This is a genomic window from Exiguobacterium sp. SH4S7, from assembly GCF_004336795.1.
Taxonomy (GTDB): domain Bacteria; phylum Bacillota; class Bacilli; order Exiguobacteriales; family Exiguobacteriaceae; genus Exiguobacterium; species Exiguobacterium aurantiacum_A.
This window is the reverse complement of record NZ_SJUT01000005.1, coordinates 173,738-191,398: the sequence shown is the minus strand read 5'-3', so window position 1 is coordinate 191,398 and position 17,661 is coordinate 173,738. Positions and strand designations below refer to the sequence as shown.

The following is a 17,661-nucleotide window of genomic DNA, read 5'->3' as shown; positions in this document are numbered from 1 at the left end:
ACTAGAGAAGGTATCGAATGGAGGGAAGATGGATGGATTTTCAGACGTGGCGCCATGTGTTTAAACTGGACCCGAACAAACAGCTCGATGAATCGGCACTTGCCGCGCTCCTCCGTTCAGGTACGGACGCGTTTCTCATCGGTGGTACGGACGGGGTCGATGCGGAGAACACGTTCGCCCTTTACGCACGGCTGCAAGGTTGCGGGATTCCGGTCGCGCTCGAGATGAGTCATCCTGAACACGCCATCCGTGGATTCGATCATTACTTTATCCCGACGGTGTTGAACGCCGGCACCGTCGATTGGGTCGTCGGTCATCAAATGCGGGCTTTCGAACGGTACGGCCATCTGTTTGACTCAAACAACGTGACCGGGCAAGGGTATATCGTCTTGAATCCGGAGGCGAAAGTGGCCGCTGTGACCGGGGCGAGAGCAACGTTGACGCTTGAAGAAGTCGTCGCCTACGCGGAAACAGGTCATCATCTGTTCCGTCTCCCGTCGCTTTATCTCGAATATAGCGGCACGCTCGGTTCACCTGACGTCGTCAAAGAAGTGAAGCTGGCTTTACCCGATGCCCACGTGTTTTATGGGGGCGGCATCGACGGGAGCGACACGGCCCGGATGATGGCCGAATACGCCGACACGATCGTCGTCGGCAACATCATTTACGACAATCTCGAAGGGGCGCTTGCGACTGTGCAAGTAGTCCGTTAAAATAAGAACAAATGTTTGGAAATAAGGAAGGATACCCCCTATGTATAACTTAAGCGAAGAATTAGTCAAAGGCATGAACCCGCCACAAGCAGAAGCGGTCAAATATACAGACGGTCCGCTCTTGATCATGGCTGGTGCCGGATCAGGTAAGACACGTGTGTTGACGCATCGCGTCGCCTATTTGATGGCGTCGAAACAGATCGCGCCATGGAATATTCTCGCGATCACGTTCACGAACAAAGCAGCCCGTGAGATGAAAGACCGGATTGCCCGTCTCGTCGGCGGCGTGGCGGACGACATTTGGATTTCGACGTTCCACTCGATGTGTGTGCGCATCTTGCGCCGCGACATCGATCGGATTCGTTACGACCGTAACTTCTCGATTTTGGATTCGTCCGATCAGCTCACGGCGATCAAGCAAGTGCTCAAAGAGTTGAACCTCGATCCGAAGAAGTACGAGCCCCGGACGTTACTCGGGATGATCTCGAACCATAAAAATGAACTGCGCACAGCGAAAGACGCGGCCGGACTCGTCGGCAACAATCCGTACGAAAAAGTCATCTCGGACGTCTACACGGCGTATGAGAAGAAGCTGAAACACAACAACGTCCTCGACTTCGATGACCTCATCATGAAAGCGATCCAGTTATTCGAAGAAGCCCCGGACGTGCTCGCGTTCTATCAGAAGAAGTTCCAATACATCCACGTCGATGAGTATCAAGATACGAACCGGGCCCAGTATACGCTCGTCAAGATGCTCGCGGCCGCTCACGAGAACCTATGTGTCGTCGGTGACTCGGACCAGTCGATCTATCGCTGGCGCGGGGCCGACATCGCCAACATTTTGACGTTCGAGAAAGATTATCCGAGCGCGCACGTCATCTTGCTCGAACAGAACTATCGGTCGACGAAACGGATTCTAGAAGCGGCGAACGGGGTCATTAAAAACAACTCGACCCGTAAAGACAAAAACTTATGGACCGATAACGACGAGGGAGAGAAACTGCTCATCCACGTCGCCTCGGACGACCGGGACGAAGCGTTCTTTATCATCAACGAGATGAAAGAACTGCGCCAAGAAGGCATCGAATACGGCCAGATGGCCGTCTTATATCGGACGAACGCCCAGTCGCGTGGTCTCGAGGAAACGTTGCTCAAGTCGAACATCCCATACAAGATGGTCGGCGGCACGAAGTTCTATGAGCGTAAAGAAATTAAAGACATCCTGTCGTACTTGCGCTTGATCGCCAATCCGGACGAGGACCTCTCGTTCGTCCGCGTCGTCAACGAACCGAAACGCGGCATCGGCGCGGCGACGGTCGATAAGCTCGGCGACTTCGCCGGTATGCAAGGCGTCTCGCTCATGGAAGCGATTCGCGACATCGAACTGTCGGGCATCGCGCCGCGAGCGGCGACGAAGCTGACCGAGTTCCGCCAGCTCATGATCGACCTTCGGCAAATGGCAGACTATTTGTCGATCTCTGAACTGATTGAAGAAGTGCTGAAGAAGTCAGGCTATGAAGAGATGCTTAAAATCGAGAAGACGCTCGAAGCCGAGAGCCGCCTCGAGAACTTACAAGAATTTCTCTCGGTCGCTCAAAACTTTGAGAAGGAGAGCGAAGAGCAGACGCTCGTCGCCTTCTTGACCGATTTGACGCTCGTCTCAGACCTTGACTCGCTTGAAGAGGTCGATGAGTTGCATCAAGTGACGCTCATGACACTTCACTCGGCGAAAGGGCTCGAGTTCCCGGTCGTCTTCTTGATCGGGATGGAAGAAGGGTTGTTCCCGCACAGCCGTTCGTTGAACGACCCGGAAGAGATGGAAGAAGAACGCCGTCTCGCCTACGTCGGCATCACCCGTGCCGAGAAGCGCCTGTATTTGACACGGGCCCAGTCGCGCATGTTGTACGGACGGTTCCAAAACAATCCGGAATCCCGTTTCTTGCACGAGTTGCCGGAAACGCTGCTCGAACGTTCCGGCAAAGCGAAGAAAGCGATGCCGTGGAATCCGGTCGAATCACCTGGGAAGTTGCCAGTCAACGGGTTCAGCTCGAAACCGAAGCCAAAAGTCGCCCAATCGTCAGGTGCCGAGTCGATGAGCTGGCAAGTCGGGGATAAAGCGAATCATAAAAAATGGGGACAAGGGACGGTCGTTCAGACACGCGGCGAGGGCGATCAGCTCGAACTTGATATCGCCTTCCCGCAAGTCGGGATTAAACGCCTGCTCGCCAAATTTGCCCCGATCGAAAAAGCGTGAGGTGATCGTATGGAGATGACAGAACACGTCGAAACGTTACGACAAAAGTTGAACCAATACGGCTATGAATATTATGTACTTGACCGGCCGAGCGTCCCGGACGCCGAGTACGACCGGCTCATGAACGAGTTGATTCAAATCGAGACGGACTATCCGGAGCTTAGGAGCCCGGATTCGCCGACGCAACGCGTCGGCGGCGCCCCGCTCGATGCGTTCGTGAAAGTGACGCACGATACCCCGATGCTCTCGCTCGGCAACGTGTTCTCGAAAGACGATTTGATCGAGTGGGTCGAGCGGATTGAAAAAGATCTTGGCTATGCCCCGTTGTTCGTCGCCGAGCTGAAGTTCGACGGTCTTGCCGTCTCGCTCAAATACGAGGACGGTCGCCTCAAGCGCGGGGCGACGCGTGGAGACGGGACGACAGGCGAAGACATCACGCAAAACTTGAAGACGATTCGCACGATCCCGCTCCGTCTGAATGAGGATGTGACGTTCGAAGTGCGCGGCGAGGCGTATATGCCGAAACGTTCGTTCGAACACTTGAACGACGAGCGGGAACGCCTTGGGGAGCCGTTGTTCGCCAATCCGCGTAATGCGGCCGCGGGGTCCCTGCGGCAGCTCGATTCGAAGATCGCGTCGTCACGAAATCTCGCCTTCTTCGCGTATGGGCTCGTCTCAAACGATGAGCTCGTCGCGTCACATGATGAGTCGCTCGAATACTTGAAGCGTCTCGGGATCGCCGTGAGCGGGGAATATACGACATGTCGGACAGCGGACGAGCTGTGGGACTATATCGAGATGTACGTGACGAAACGTTCAGAACTTCCGTATGAGATTGACGGGATCGTCATCAAAGTCGCGGCTTACGAAGAACAAGAACAGCTCGGTTTTACGGCCAAGAGCCCGCGCTGGGCCGTCGCCTATAAATTCCCGGCCGAAGAAGTCGTCACGACGATCGAAGACGTCGATTTCAGTGTCGGACGGACGGGGAAAGTGACGCCGCGGGCCCGGTTCGCGCCGGTCGCGGTCGCGGGATCGACCGTGACGTACGCGACACTCCATAACGAAGACTTCATCAAAGAGAAAGACCTTCGGATCAACGACCGAGTCGTCATTAAAAAGGCCGGGGACGTCATTCCGGCCGTCGTGTCCGCGCTCGTCAGCGAACGGACCGGGAACGAGGCAGAAATCGTTTTCCCGACCCGGTGCCCGGCTTGTGAGTCCGAACTCGTCCGCTTAGACGGTGAGGCGGATCATCGCTGCGTCAACCCGGAATGTCCGGCCCAACTGCTCGAAGGGCTGATTCATTTCGTGTCGCGACCAGCGATGAATATCGACGGTCTCGGTGAAAAAGTCATCACCCAGCTTCATGAGGCTGGCCTCGTCCATAACGTCGCCGATTTGTACGTCCTCGAGCGAGAAGCGCTCCTTGATTTAGAACGGATGGGTGAGACGTCAGTGACGAACTTGCTTGCCGCAATCGAACAATCGAAACAGAATTCGCTTGAACGGGTGTTGTTCGCCCTCGGGATTCGTCTCGTCGGTCAGAAAGCGGCCTCACTCATCGCGGAGCGGTTCGAGACGATGGACGCGATTATGGACGCCTCGGTTGAAGCGTTGATCGGGATTGACGGGATCGGGACGAAGATGGCGGAATCGATCGTTCTTTACTTCGAGAAGCCTGAGGCGCGTGAACTCGTCCGTGAACTCGATACGGCCGGTGTCAACTTGACGTTCAAAGGAGTGAAGCGGTCCGTCGCCGCCGACGCCCCGCTCGCTGGTAAGACGGTCGTCTTGACCGGGAAGTTGTATGAGATGACACGCGGTGAGGCGGGAAAACGATTAGAACTCCTCGGCGCGAGCGTGACCGGAAGTGTCAGTAAGAACACCGATCTCCTCGTCGCTGGCGAGAAGGCAGGTTCAAAACTGTCGAAAGCCGAAGCGCTCGGTGTCGAAGTATGGGATGAATCGAAACTGCTCGCCTTTTTAGCGGAACACGTCTGAACGGAAGACCCTCAAAGAAGCGAGGGTCTTTTTTCATTGACCTGATTTATAAAAATCTCAGTATATGGACGGATTCACTAAAGTGGTGGACGGGTAATGAATAGTAACAACAAAATTGTAAAATATTTCTGCAACCGAGGTACTCTTGACACCACGACTCGCGCACACTCACCCTCTATCTCCTCTCCGTGCCAGAGCGCTGTCGTCGGGACATTTTGTCACTGATGGACATACATCTTAGAGGAGGGGACCACCATGCGTAGCGCCACCAAACGGTTCACGGCATTCATCACGTTATTCGTTTTACTCATCGGCATGTGGGCACCAAACGTTCTTTATGCAAGCGACACGACGGAAACGAGCACGCTGTACGTCCAAGTCGATCTCACCGCTGAAGAGCAAGCGATACTAGACGAAGCTAGTCTTGTCTATGCCGATATTACGTATTATGGGGTTCGCGAGACCGCGGACGTCTGGCGTTTTATCGTGGACGTTCAAGCAGTCGAGACGTCCTTGATTGATCAAGTCACGTTATATAACGAGGAAGGCGTACCGTACTCGTTTACGCCAGCATCGATTACAGCTGAGCTACCGATTGAAGAGCTACGGATTGAAGAGCCAGCGCTCGAGGTGACAGAACCTGGTGTCACAGACGAGAGCAGTGAACCAATGAGCGAAGTGGCAGAACCTGGTGTCACCGACGAGAGCAGTGAACCAGTGAGCGAAGTGACAGAACCGGCAACCGAAGCGCCGATGACCGAAGAAGTCGCGGCGACGACGGTCGAACCAGCGGTCGCAATCGGACTTGAAGTCGGCAAAGAGGCGAACATCGACCAAGCCGTCGTCGGAGGGAGCATCCCTTATACGTTCGTCATCGAGAACACGGGCGATGCGACGTTGACGATCACATCGATTGAAGACGAGTTTTTCAGCGGTGGGATTCAAGACGATGCCATCACTGCTTTCAACGAGGAAGTACGCAGCAAGCTGACGGCGCTCATCGGTGACGATGGTCTCGCTTCCGGCGAACGCGTCGAAACGACTGTAATTCTCGATGTGCCGAGCGACTACGACCAAGTGATGCATCCTGAAGTTGGGAACATCTTCCGTGTCGCTGCGACTGATGAATCGGGTCGTGTCGTCAACGCCGAAAGTCAGCAAATCGTTTTGCTCAACCGGATCGATTTCACGGTCACGAAAGTCGCGAACCCGCAAACGGTTCATCCGGGCGAGACGATCCTCTATACGTACACGCTCACGAATACGTCGAACGTCACCCTTTACTTCGTCGACGTGGTGGAAGAGTGGACGAGCGGCGCTTTGACGGCGAAAGAACAACGCGAGACGACAGAGGTGCTCCGCGACGGGATGCGAGCGCTCGCTGAAGTCGAGAACGGATTGATTCCGGGCGAGGAAGTCGTGCTCGAACTAGAAAAAGTGTTGCTGCCGTCATACGATGTTCGAGCCGGGGGGATTTTGACGAACCGGGTCACGTTCACGTTTGAAGTCAACGAGGCAGCTCGCGTCTCTCGGTCGGCGGAAACGACAGTCCACGTCAAACAAGCGATTCCGGAACGGGAAGACGAGGAAGCATACGTACCAGAACCGACCACGCCCGTGTCACCTGAGCAAGGCACATTGCCAATGACCGGCACGACCGAGACGTGGGCTACTGTGATTGGCCTCGTCTTGATCGTACTCGGCCTATTGTTCTTCACACACCGGCGCCGGCCGTCTTCAAAAACTTGATCATACGTCCTTCGATGAAAGTCGAGGGACGTATTTTTGTGATTCTCGACTGATTCCGCTTCGACACTTTTTTCAACAGACGATTTTGTTATAATGGACGAAGTGTATAACGAATTGATTCGTCAAAGGAGTTTGGACATAGATGAAATGGAAACAAATAATAATCCCCGCCCTCGCCGCGACGGTATTTCTCGGTGGGTGTTCAATGAAAATTCCGATGGGGGAAGAAGAAGTGACGCCGACCGGGAACGAGACGACGTCAGAAGGTGTCACACAAGCGATTGAAGCGCGTGACTCGTATTACAAGATGGTGATTCCGTTCAAGCCGGCCGCAGCGCGCGGGCTCGCCCAACGCCAAGTCAGTTCATCGCTCGAACTAGAAGAAGTCGAGCTTGGTCTCATGCGCCATTCGACCGGCGCGTTCGCCCCTGAACAATACGTTTATCAAGAAGGGCAATTATTGAAGGCTGAAGACGTCTCTCGTCTGCTCGGACGAAAAGATAAAACGTCTGAAGGCCTGACACCGCTCAACCCGGCCTATGCGAACGGGACGGCAGAAGTGGCAGAGGACAAGTTCGTTGAAGAAAACAAGAAGTCGCCGCTCTATTTGGCGTCGCTCATCGAACAAAACTATATGACAAAGACGGATAGCGGATATCAACTCGATGGCGTCTCATTCGCCCTCATTTTGAACCGTGAGTACGTCTTCCAGGCCCCGAACTTCGGTCCGACCTATACGGAAAAGTTAGATGCGAAAAAAGTCATCGCAGAAGGGGAACGGATGGCAAATGAACTCGTCGCACAACTGCGGAAGCGTGAAGACTTTAAGGGTCTTGACATTAACGTTGCCCTATACATGAAGTCGGCGCAAGGGTCACCGACACCTGGCAATTATGTCAAGTCAGCGTTCGTCGGGGAAGGTGCGGAAGTAGCCGCGTCTGATTGGAAAGCAATCGACGAGAAGTACTACTACTTCCCATCGAATACGGCGACGACCGAAGTGCGTGATGACGCACAGAAGTTCACGTTGTTTAGCGACCGAATCGCTGATGTCTTCCCTGACTTCAGCGGCATGATCGGTAAAGGATTCTATCAGAACGGTGACTTGTCACGCATCGAGATCGACATCCCGATTCAATTCTACAGCCGGGCCGAACTCGTCGGTTTCACGCAACACGTCGTCGGTTTGCTTGAGAACCGTTGGGAATACAATCGGAACGTCCCGGTCCGTATCAATGTCACCTCACTCGGTGGCACACAAGAAGTGACAATCGTGTTCGAAGAAGGCATGGATACACCGAAAGTTTACTTTTAACAGAAGAGGTGCTTCGTAATGAAACGAAGCGCCTCTTTTTTTCGTATGTATTGTAACGAGGAAAATCTTTGACCTTCTTTGACCAAATCGGTAGAATAGACTTAACAGAAACGGGAAAGAATAAGGTGAGGTGAATCGAGATGACGAAAAACTACTATGACGTGCTTGGCGTGTCGAAACAGGCATCCGACCAAGACATTAAGCGAGCTTATCGAAAACTAGCGAAACAATATCATCCGGATGTGAATAAAGAGCCGGGGGCACAAGATCAGTTCAAAGCAATCCAAGAAGCGTTCGATGTGTTGAGCGACCCTGACAAGAAAGCGAATTATGACCGTTACGGCAGTCCGGAAGGCCCGACGTTCGGTCAAGGGACGTATGACGGTGACGGATACGGGGAAGGTTCGGCGCAATTTGAAGACTTGTTCCGTCAGTTCGGTGGCGGATCACGCACGACGTCGCGGACGTTCGGATTCGACGACATGTTCGGAAGTTTCTTCAACCAAGCGGTAGAAGAAGATTTAGATGAGACGGTCCGGGTCAACGTGCCGCTCAGTCAGTTGACGAGTGATTCGAAAGTGAGTTTGCGCCTGCAAACGGGTACGGTCAACGTGAAGATTCCGCAAGGCGCCCATGAGGGCCAAAAACTTCGACTGAAAGGCAAGAGCAGCAAAGTCGGTCAATCAGGCGACCGGGGCGATGTGTACGTCGAACTCCATTTCACCGATGACGAGACGTATCGACGAGAAGGAGCGAACGTCATCACCGTCAAACGGTTGCGGCCACTCGCTTTCCTAGACGGTACCGAAGTCGTCGTGGCGACGCTCGACGGCGGCCGCGTCAAGCTTAAAGTCAAACCGGGCTCACGTCCGGGCCAACGGATGCGGATTCCGGGTCGTGGTTTCATGACCGCTTCAAAAGTCCGGTCCGATTTGTTCATCCAACTCGAGGTCGACTTGCCGCTCGACGCCGCCCACCGGTCTGTTTATGAACAACTAGAACGCTGAGCATAAGGAGGAAACAACATGGATTTCAATCGATTTACAGATAAAGCGCATGAAGGGATCGTCAGTTCGCAAGCACTTGCTAAACAGTATCATCATAGCGAGATGAATGAATGGCACGTCCTCGCCTCGATGATTTCGCAAGCTGATGGCATCATTCCACTGTTGTTGCAAAAGATGGAGTTGAACGTCGCGGAGATAGAAGCAGAAGTAGCAATGGCGCTCAAGAACGCACCGAAACTTCAAAATCCGACGACACCGATGATCTCGGCCTCGCTGCTTAACGTGTTGACGACGGCCGAGCGTGAAGCGACCGGTATGAGTGACGAGTACGTCTCGGTCGAACACGTCCTACTCGGAATTCTCCTCAACAAGAGCCAAGCGCAAGCGATGCTCGAGCGCAAAGGCGTGACCGAGGACAAGTTACGCGAGGCGCTCGTCGCCGTGCGCGGCAACCGACGCATCACGTCGAAGTCACCGGAAGCGACGTACGACGTCTTGACGAAGTACGGCCGTGATTTGATTCAAGAAGTGAAGACCGGAAAGATCGACCCGGTCATCGGGCGCGACAGTGAGATTCGCCGCGTCATCCGCATCTTGAGCCGGAAGACGAAAAACAACCCGGTGCTCATTGGGGAGCCAGGGGTCGGGAAGACGGCGATCGTCGAAGGGCTTGCCCAGCGTATCGTCCGCGGTGACGTCCCGGAAAGCTTAAAAGACAAGACGATATTTAGCCTCGACATGAGCTCGCTCGTCGCCGGTGCCAAATATCGCGGTGAGTTCGAGGAACGGTTACAAGCCGTCTTGAACGAAGTAAAAGAGGCGGAAGGGAAGATCATCCTCTTCATCGACGAGTTGCACACAATCGTCGGGGCTGGTAAATCGGAAGGCGCGATGGACGCGGGCAACATGCTCAAACCGATGCTCGCCCGCGGTGAACTTCACTGCATCGGCGCGACGACACTCGATGAGTACCGCCAATACATCGAAAAAGACCCTGCGCTCGAACGGCGCTTCCAGCAAGTGCTCGTCGCCGAGCCGGACGTTGAAGACACGGTCTCGATTTTGCGCGGATTGAAAGAACGCTTTGAGATCCATCACGGCGTCCGCATTCATGATAATGCGCTCGTCGCAGCCGCTGTGCTGTCGAACCGCTACATCACCGACCGGTTCATGCCGGACAAGGCGATCGACCTTGTCGATGAATCGTGCGCGATGATCCGGACCGAGATGGAATCGATGCCGGCTGAACTCGACGAACTCGTGCGCCGCGTCATGCAACTTGAAATCGAAGAGGCCGCTTTGAAGAAAGAGAGCGACGAGGCCTCGAAAAAACGTCTCGACGTGCTCCAGCAAGAACTCGCCTCGACGCGTGAACAAGCGGATGCACTCCGCCTGCGCTGGGAGAACGAGAAAGAGTCGACACACCGCGTCCAACACATCCGCGGGGACCTCGAGAAGGTGAAGCTCGAACTGCAAGAAGCCGAGAGCCGATACGACTTGAACCGGGCTTCCGAGTTGAAGTACGGACGGATTCCAGAGCTCGAACGTGACCTCGCCGAAGCGGAACGTCTCGCCGGCTCGGTGACGCGTGAACTCGTCCGGGAAGAAGTGACGGAAGAAGAGATCGCCGAGGTCGTCTCGAAATGGACGGGCATCCCGGTGACGAAGTTGACAGAAGGTGAGCGCGACAAGTTGCTCAACCTCGAGACGGTGCTGCATCGACGTGTCTTCGGACAAGATGAGGCGATCCGACTCGTCAGCGACGCCGTTATCCGGGCCCGGGCCGGCATTAAAGACCCGAACCGTCCGATCGGCTCGTTCCTGTTCCTCGGTCCGACCGGGGTCGGGAAGACCGAACTCGGGAAAGCGCTCGCCGAAGCGATGTTCGATTCTGAAGACCACATCGTCCGTCTCGACATGAGTGAGTACATGGAGAAACACGCCGTATCTCGCCTCGTCGGGGCACCTCCAGGATACGTCGGCTACGAAGAGGGCGGTCAATTGACCGAAGCGGTGCGCCGCAGCCCGTACTCGGTGCTCTTGCTTGACGAAGTCGAGAAAGCGCACGCCGACGTGTTCAACATCTTGCTACAATTGCTCGATGACGGTCGCTTGACCGATTCACACGGTCGCGTCGTCGACTTTAAGAACACGATCGTCATCATGACTTCAAACATCGGGGCCGATATTTTACTCGAGGCCGCGAAAGACGGTATCATCGATGAAGAGGAAGAACGTCAAGTCATCGAGCGGCTCCGTCGCCACTTCCGGCCGGAGTTCTTGAACCGGGTCGATGAGACGATCTTGTTCCATCCGCTCACGCGCGCCCAAATCGGACAGATCGTCGAGAAAGCGGTCGCTCGGATGGGCAGCCGCTTGACGGCACGCTCGATTCGGATCGAAATCTCGGACGCGGCGAAAGCGTTCATCGCCGACGAAGCGTACGAGCCACAGTTCGGCGCCCGTCCGATCAACCGTTACGTACAACGGACGATCGAGACGAAGCTCGCGCGCGGCATTCTCGCCGGTGACGTCGAGGATGGTCAGACCGTCATGATCGACGTCGAGAACGGAGAATTGACGCTCCGTCCGACGACGGTGGCGTACTAAACAATAAGGAGCACAGGCCGAGGCCTGCGCTCCTTATTTCGCGTGTTCAGGTTGATACGTGCAATACGGTTCCTCTGCCTTATAGTCGCCGGTGACGGCGTAGGCTCGGGCCCGCGATCCGCCGCATAAGTAACGGTATTCGCAGTAGCCGCATTTGCCGCCGTGCGTGTCCGGGTCACGCAGCGTCTTGAACACCGGATGTTCCCGATAAATCTCGGCGAGCGGTGTCGTTTTGACGTTGCCACAGTTGATCGGCAGGAAGCCGGACGGTTGAACATCACCGGTGTGCGAGATGAAGACGAAGCCGTTGCCGTCATTCGTCCCGCGTGGCGCTTTGGCGAGGTCGTCATGCGGATGACCGATCGGCGCGAGTCCTGCGTCTTTCCGTTTTTGATTTTCTTGCCGGGCGACCCGGCGATAGAACTGGGCCTCGGTCGTCGAGATGATGTATGGCACATGTTCTTGCAGCGCGAATGCCCAGCGCAGCACGTCCTCATGTCGTTCCGGCGAGATTGGTTGCAGGAGCGAGCCGCGACCGGTCGGGACGAGGAAGAACAACGTCCAGACCGAGACGCCGAGCTCACCGACGAGTTTCGCGATCTCTGGCAGTTGGTCGACGTTGTACTCGGTCACGGTCGTATTGATTTGGAACGACATGCCTTCCTCCCGGAAATAGGAGATGCCGCGGATCGTCCGCTCGAAGCTGCCGCGTGTCCCCCGGAAATAATCGTGCGCTTTCGCGTCGGCACCGTCGAGTGAGAACGCCCAGCGTGTCAACCCGGCCGTTTTGGCCCGTCTGACCGCGTCATGAGTCACCCGTGGCGTCGCTGATGGGGTCATTGAGACGCGCATGCCGAGTGACGCCGCGTATTCAGTCAACTCGAACAAGTCTTCACGCATGAGTGGGTCGCCGCCTGTGAAGACGAGAATCGGGTTGTCCATCGCGTAAATGTCACGAATGAGCGCTTTGCCTTGCGCCGTGTCTAATTCATCCGGGTAACGATGGTACTGCGCCTCGGCCCGGCAATGGACGCAAGACAAGGCGCAGGCGCGCGTCACTTCCCAGATGACGATGAACGGGTTCTCGTTGTAATCAATCCGTTTCATGAGCGCACCACCTGCTTCGCCGTCATCGCCCGCATGACGGCCTGTTTGGCGGAATCGACACAGTCGGGAAGCCCGACCCCGTGTAAGATCGCCCCGCACGCCTCGACGCCATCGAGAGCGGCCAAGGCATGTTCGAACGCGTGCACATGTTGCTTATGACCGACCTCGTATTGTGGCATCGTATCGACGTGGCGCTCGACTTTCGTGAAAAGCGGTGTCCCGACGTGTTGAATTTTGCGGAGCTCGTTTAACGCAAACTCGGCGACCGCTTGATCCGCTGCAGCTAATAAGTCGGGAACGTGATCGGAACCGATATAGACGCGCAAGAGCGCCTTACCTTTCGGTGCCATGTGGGGCCATTTCTTATGCATCCAACTGCAGGCGGTCAACGCATTGGCTTCCGCTTTGGCGATGACGTAACCTGTCCCGTCGAGTGACGCCACATCTTTCTCGTCGAACGCCGCGAGGACGGTGATCGATGAGGTGCGCTTCAATTGAGATAATCGCTCCGCCTCGGGGATTCCGAGGATCGGGCCGAGCGCATTCGGTGAAGTCGCTAAGATGATGCCGTCAAACTGTTCGATCGTGCCGTCCTCGAGTTCGATCTCATGAGGGCGGACCGAGGCGACACGGGTGTCGGTGTAGAGGCGGTCGATCGACGGACGGAGCGCCTCGATGAGGATTCCGAGCCCGTTTTGTAACGATAAAAACTTCCCGGCCTCACGCGGTTTCACTCCGGCTTGTACAGGCGGCGTGAGTGCTTTCATGCCGAGAATCAAGCTGCGTGTTTTTTGTTCAATCGTGATAAACTGAGGGAAAGTAGACTCGATGCTCATATCTTGAAGCGTCCCGTTATAAATGCCTGATAGGAGCGGTTCGATCATCGATTCGACGACTTCAGAGCCGAGCCGGGTCCGGAAAAACGTGTCGAGCGAAATGTCTTCGCCCGCATAGACGCGGGGGAGCACCAAGTCCATCCCGGCCCGAGCCTTTCCACGCCACGTGAACAGGTCGGTCTTCACCATCGGCCAAAATTTCGTGGGGATGCCCATGACAGAACCGTTTGGCATTTGCCGTAACTTGTTGCGAACGTATATGTAAGACGTGCCGGTCTGTGAACGAACGAGCTGTTCATCAAGACCGAGTTCGGTGATGAGCTCGGTCAACGTCGGCTTTCTGGCCATATAACCGTCGGGACCGCATTCGAGTACAAATCCGTCCCGATAAACCGTCTTGATTTTCCCGCCGACCCGATCACTCGATTCATAGAGTGTGACGTGTGCACCGGCCTGTTTCGCATAGTAGGCAGCGGCCATACCCGTGATGCCGCCCCCGATAATCGCAATGTTGTTCAATTGATTCACCCATTTCTATATAGTCTTCGAATTAACCGTACCGAGAATATGGGTGTAGACATAGGATAAGTATCACACGGTTCTAGACGAAATTGTCACGGATGAAAGGGAGGGGCGACTATGGTTTGGTTCGGCATCACAGCTTCGATTGTCGTCGTTGGGATTGTCGCATTTATCGCCGCGATGAACCGACATGGAGAGAAGCTTGCCGGGGATGAGGAAAGTCCGCCGGTCATTTGGGCCGACGAAGACTGGTACAAGCCAGGATCGTCCAAAGATGACGGTCCGCCTGATGGCTAAGCTTGAGAAGATATGATAAGATGAGCCGGTTGTAAACTATCGGATATGAGGTGATTTTGATGAACGTATTAGAACAGCAGTTGGCGCATTTGGTCGACGAGTGTCGTCCGTATACGGCTCAAGGAAAAGTTGCGGATTATATCCCTGAGCTCGCACATGTCAAGGATGACTTGCTCGGCGTGGCGATTTGCCTGCCTGACGGTTCTTACATCCATGCGGGTGATGTCCATCATAAGTTTACGATTCAAAGCGTCTCGAAAGCACTCGCGCTTTGTTACGTATTGATGGAGTTCGGCGAGGACTTCGTGTTCTCGAAAGTCGGGATGGAGCCTACGGGTGATGCGTTCAACTCGATCGCCAAGCTCGAAGAGACCGTGCCATCGAAACCACTCAATCCGATGATTAACGCCGGGGCGCTAGCCGTCACGAGCATGATATTAGGGGATACGGCGGAACTTAAAATTTATCAGTTCCGTCAATTTTTAGCGACGTTACTCGGCGTGCCGGTCGAAGAAGTGACGTACAACGAAAAAGTCGCCCGCTCGGAATACGAGACGACCGACTTGAACCGGGCCTTGCTTTATTTCATGCGCCACCACGGCATCGTGGAAGGCGACGTCGATGAGATCATCGACGTCTATACGAAACAATGTGCCATCGAGATCGACTGTTTTGAGTTGGCCCGCATCGGACGGGTGCTCGCGGGCAACGGGGAAGACCCGGTCACAGGCGAAGAGTTGATTCCGCGCCGGGTCGTCCGCATCGTCAAAGCGATCATGACGACTTGTGGCATGTATGACGCCTCCGGTGAGTTTGCGGTCCGTGTCGGTCTGCCAGGGAAGAGCGGGGTGTCGGGTGCGATTCTCGCGACTGGGAAGCACGAACTCGGACTGAGCGACGTCGGCTTCGGGATTTTCGGTCCCGCGCTCGACTCAAAAGGCAATTCGATTGCTGGTATGAAGCTACTCGAACTACTCGTCGAACGCTACACGTCACGCTAGAGCTTGATGGCGTCGACAGAAGCGTCAAGTTGCTCGTGCAGTGTGTCGATGAGTCGTTCATACGCCGAAACGTATTCGGTCGGCGGTGAAAAATCGGTCCAGCGCAGCAGCAATTGATGACGGTCATTCATCTCACCGAGCTCTGTTTGGAGCCGTTTCAACTTTTGGACCTGGTCTTTCGAGGCCTTTTCTTCGTAGTTTATCAAGTACTCGTGCAAGTAGCGTTCACGCTTCACGGCGAGCCGGACTTTATGGAGTGCCTCGAGCCGGTCATGCTTTGATGTGGCGTGGTGGTGGGACTCGACGCGGCGTTTCCGCTCCGATTTTGCCTTATCGAGAAACGCTGAGGCGTCTTGCTTCTTTAACGAGCGATACAATTGACCGCCGATGAAGCGGCGCACTTGTTGGTCGAGCGACGGCGTCATCTTTTCGGTGACGCGCGAATTTAATAACGTCCGGTCTTTGGCGCGGTTCGCTTCCATGTGATCGGCAAACGCCTGCTCGAGCCCGGTCTCGATTGCGAGACCTTGGAGCAACACGTCCCCGTCACGGACCGCGCCGAGCGCTTCCATCAGCTGTTTCAATTGCCGATACGTGGAAGGTTTCGTTTCGTACAGTTGCATGAACGTCAGCAACTTGCGCAAATGGACCCGGGCCTGATGCACGTCTTCTGTGTTTTGAAAGGTGAGCGCTTCGGTCATATAATGGTTGAACGTATTCCATGTTTCCAATAGTTCGTACTTTAGCTTCTCTGCATTCCGTTGATTCATCCGAATTTGTTCCTTTCTGAAATGAGATGAGGGTTGTCCATGTATCAAACGCATTCACTTAACGAAAAAATAAAATTGTTCTTCACGATGTTCTTTCCAATTTTAGTCACGCAAGTATCATTCTACTTAATCAGCTTCTTCGATACGGTCATGTCAGGCCGAGCCGGAGCCGTCGACTTGGCTGGCGTCGGTGTCGGCTCGAGTCTATGGATGCCGGTCTATACGGGACTGAGCGGGATTCTGCTTGCCGTCGCACCGATTGTCGCTCAGGCGCTCGGAGCCCGTAATATCCAACATATCCAACGGACGTTGTATCAAGGCGTTTACTTAGCGATCGGACTGAGCATCGCGACACTCGTCCTCGGTGCGTTCCTCGTTCCGGCCGCAGTGGACGGGATGGGGCTAAGTGAGGAAGGAAAACGAATCGCCAAAGGTTATTTGCTCGCGCTCGGATTCGGCGTCTTGCCGATGTTCTTGTTCAACGTGCTCCGGACGCTCATGGATTCACTCGGAAAAACCCGAATTTCCATGTTGCTTATACTATTAGGGTTACCCATTAACGTCGGGTTAAACTACATCTTCATTTTCGGGAAGCTCGGACTTCCTGCTTATGGGGGCATCGGGGCCGGCATCGCTTCTGCGATCACGTATTGGCTTCTCTTCTTCATGGCGTTCGCGTTCGTCCGGAGCGGGAAACCGTTCCTTGAGTATCGGTTCCTGCGCGCGCCGGATCGATTGGCATGGCCGCGCCAAAAAGAACTGCTCAAGCTCGGGACGCCGATCGGCCTCGCCATCTTTGCCGAGGTCAGCATCTTCGCGGCCGTGACCTTACTCCTTAGCGAGTACGGGGACAATATCGTCGCCGCCCACCAAGCGGCGATCAACTTTGCCTCGTTCGTCTATATGTTGCCGTTGTCCGCTTCGAGCGCTTTGACGATCGTCGTCGGCTATGAACTCGGTGCGCGCCGACTCCAAGACGCGGTGCGCTATGCCAAGATTGGGATCGTGCTCTGTTTGGCCGTATCGTCATTTTCAGGCGCCTTGTTGTTCTGGCAGAATGAACGCGTCGCCGCCATTTATACGAATGACGCCGCTGTCGTGGAACTTGCGGCCCACTTCATGATCTTTGCGGTCTTCTTCCAATTATCTGACGCCGTCGCCGCCCCGATTCAAGGCATCTTGCGCGGTTTCAAGGACGTCAACGTGACGCTCGTGTTGTCGCTCATCGCCTACTGGGTGATCGGGCTGCCGCTCGGTTTCTTACTCGCGGAACGGTTCGGCTTCGGTCCCGATGGTTATTGGATCGGGCTCATCGTCGGACTTGCCGCCGGGGCAGTGCTCTTGTTCATGCGCCTCGTCCATATCGTCAAACGATACAATGCCAAAGCAGCTGTCGAAGAGACAGCGTGACAAAATAAGGTTGGATGCCGGTTCGCCCGGGTTCAGCCTTTTTTTTGTTTGAGTCGATGGGAA

13 protein-coding genes are annotated in these 17,661 nt (G+C 55.0%); 10 read left to right on the top strand and 3 right to left on the bottom strand.

Annotated features, from left to right (window positions below; all coding sequences use genetic code 11):
- Positions 1-32 precede the first annotated feature (32 nt).
- The 7 genes from EVJ29_RS11085 to clpB all read left to right on the top strand — a co-directional run bounded on the left by EVJ29_RS11085 (position 33) and on the right by clpB (position 11,655).
- Positions 33-713 carry a heptaprenylglyceryl phosphate synthase gene (locus EVJ29_RS11085; RefSeq protein WP_131490666.1) on the top strand — a complete coding sequence of 227 codons (681 nt, stop codon included), beginning with the start codon at positions 33-35 and terminating at the stop codon, positions 711-713.
- 40 nt (positions 714-753) lie between these two features.
- Positions 754-2,970: a DNA helicase PcrA gene (gene pcrA / locus EVJ29_RS11080; protein WP_070328812.1), complete on the top strand. Its 2,217-nt coding sequence runs from the start codon at positions 754-756 to the stop codon at positions 2,968-2,970.
- A gap of 9 nt (positions 2,971-2,979) precedes the next feature.
- A complete protein-coding gene (gene ligA, locus EVJ29_RS11075; RefSeq protein ID WP_131505115.1) occupies positions 2,980-4,974 on the top strand; it encodes an NAD-dependent DNA ligase LigA in 1,995 nt (664 codons plus the stop codon).
- 255 nt (positions 4,975-5,229) lie between these two features.
- Positions 5,230-6,723, top strand: a complete 1,494-nt coding sequence (locus EVJ29_RS11070; protein ID WP_131505121.1) for an LPXTG cell wall anchor domain-containing protein — start codon at positions 5,230-5,232, stop codon at positions 6,721-6,723.
- Positions 6,724-6,928: 205 nt separating this feature from the next.
- Positions 6,929-8,038 (top strand): CamS family sex pheromone protein, encoded by a 1,110-nt coding sequence (locus EVJ29_RS11065; RefSeq protein ID WP_236633522.1) that lies wholly within the window; start codon positions 6,929-6,931, stop codon positions 8,036-8,038.
- Positions 8,039-8,178: 140 nt separating this feature from the next.
- On the top strand, positions 8,179-9,045 hold the full coding sequence (locus EVJ29_RS11060; protein ID WP_070328816.1) for a DnaJ C-terminal domain-containing protein: 867 nt from the start codon (positions 8,179-8,181) through the stop codon (positions 9,043-9,045).
- Between the two features lie 18 nt (positions 9,046-9,063).
- Positions 9,064-11,655, top strand: a complete 2,592-nt coding sequence (clpB, locus tag EVJ29_RS11055) for an ATP-dependent chaperone ClpB (protein WP_131505113.1) — start codon at positions 9,064-9,066, stop codon at positions 11,653-11,655.
- 33 nt (positions 11,656-11,688) lie between these two features.
- On the opposite strand, the gene EVJ29_RS11050 is transcribed toward clpB, so the two are convergent.
- Together EVJ29_RS11050 and hemG are read right to left on the bottom strand one after the other, a co-directional pair.
- Positions 11,689-12,762, bottom strand: coding sequence for a TIGR04053 family radical SAM/SPASM domain-containing protein (locus EVJ29_RS11050; RefSeq protein ID WP_131505112.1), 1,074 nt, complete (start codon positions 12,760-12,762; stop codon positions 11,689-11,691).
- Positions 12,759-14,126, bottom strand: a complete 1,368-nt coding sequence (hemG, locus tag EVJ29_RS11045; RefSeq protein WP_131505111.1) for a protoporphyrinogen oxidase — start codon at positions 14,124-14,126, stop codon at positions 12,759-12,761. The genes EVJ29_RS11050 and hemG overlap by 4 nt, the downstream gene beginning before the upstream one ends.
- Before the next feature lie 111 nt (positions 14,127-14,237).
- Between hemG and EVJ29_RS11040 the strand changes: the two genes are divergently transcribed.
- Together EVJ29_RS11040 and glsA are read left to right on the top strand one after the other, a co-directional pair.
- Positions 14,238-14,417, top strand: coding sequence for a hypothetical protein (locus EVJ29_RS11040; RefSeq protein ID WP_070328819.1), 180 nt, complete (start codon positions 14,238-14,240; stop codon positions 14,415-14,417).
- A gap of 59 nt (positions 14,418-14,476) precedes the next feature.
- Positions 14,477-15,418, top strand: coding sequence for a glutaminase A (gene glsA, locus EVJ29_RS11035; protein ID WP_070328820.1), 942 nt, complete (start codon positions 14,477-14,479; stop codon positions 15,416-15,418).
- On the opposite strand, the gene EVJ29_RS11030 is transcribed toward glsA, so the two are convergent.
- On the bottom strand, positions 15,415-16,149 hold the full coding sequence (locus EVJ29_RS11030) for a CHAD domain-containing protein (protein WP_236633521.1): 735 nt from the start codon (positions 16,147-16,149) through the stop codon (positions 15,415-15,417). The two genes, glsA and EVJ29_RS11030, sit on opposite strands and share 4 nt — an antisense overlap.
- Before the next feature lie 78 nt (positions 16,150-16,227).
- Here EVJ29_RS11030 and EVJ29_RS11025 point away from each other — a divergent pair, with 78 nt between their 5' ends.
- Positions 16,228-17,598 carry an MATE family efflux transporter gene (locus EVJ29_RS11025; protein WP_131505110.1) on the top strand — a complete coding sequence of 457 codons (1,371 nt, stop codon included), beginning with the start codon at positions 16,228-16,230 and terminating at the stop codon, positions 17,596-17,598.
- The last annotated feature ends 63 nt before the right edge of the window (positions 17,599-17,661 follow it).

Coding starts and splice junctions, on each gene's coding strand:
- clpB (WP_131505113.1), top strand. CDS start 9,064: ATGGATTTCAATCGATTTACAGATAAAGCGCATGAAGGGATCGTCAGT.
- EVJ29_RS11050 (WP_131505112.1), bottom strand. CDS start 12,762: ATGAAACGGATTGATTACAACGAGAACCCGTTCATCGTCATCTGGGAA.
- EVJ29_RS11040 (WP_070328819.1), top strand. CDS start 14,238: ATGGTTTGGTTCGGCATCACAGCTTCGATTGTCGTCGTTGGGATTGTC.
- EVJ29_RS11025 (WP_131505110.1), top strand. CDS start 16,228: ATGTATCAAACGCATTCACTTAACGAAAAAATAAAATTGTTCTTCACG.
- pcrA (WP_070328812.1), top strand. CDS start 754: ATGTATAACTTAAGCGAAGAATTAGTCAAAGGCATGAACCCGCCACAA.
- ligA (WP_131505115.1), top strand. CDS start 2,980: ATGGAGATGACAGAACACGTCGAAACGTTACGACAAAAGTTGAACCAA.
- glsA (WP_070328820.1), top strand. CDS start 14,477: ATGAACGTATTAGAACAGCAGTTGGCGCATTTGGTCGACGAGTGTCGT.
- EVJ29_RS11070 (WP_131505121.1), top strand. CDS start 5,230: ATGCGTAGCGCCACCAAACGGTTCACGGCATTCATCACGTTATTCGTT.
- EVJ29_RS11065 (WP_236633522.1), top strand. CDS start 6,929: ATGAAAATTCCGATGGGGGAAGAAGAAGTGACGCCGACCGGGAACGAG.
- EVJ29_RS11060 (WP_070328816.1), top strand. CDS start 8,179: ATGACGAAAAACTACTATGACGTGCTTGGCGTGTCGAAACAGGCATCC.
- EVJ29_RS11085 (WP_131490666.1), top strand. CDS start 33: ATGGATTTTCAGACGTGGCGCCATGTGTTTAAACTGGACCCGAACAAA.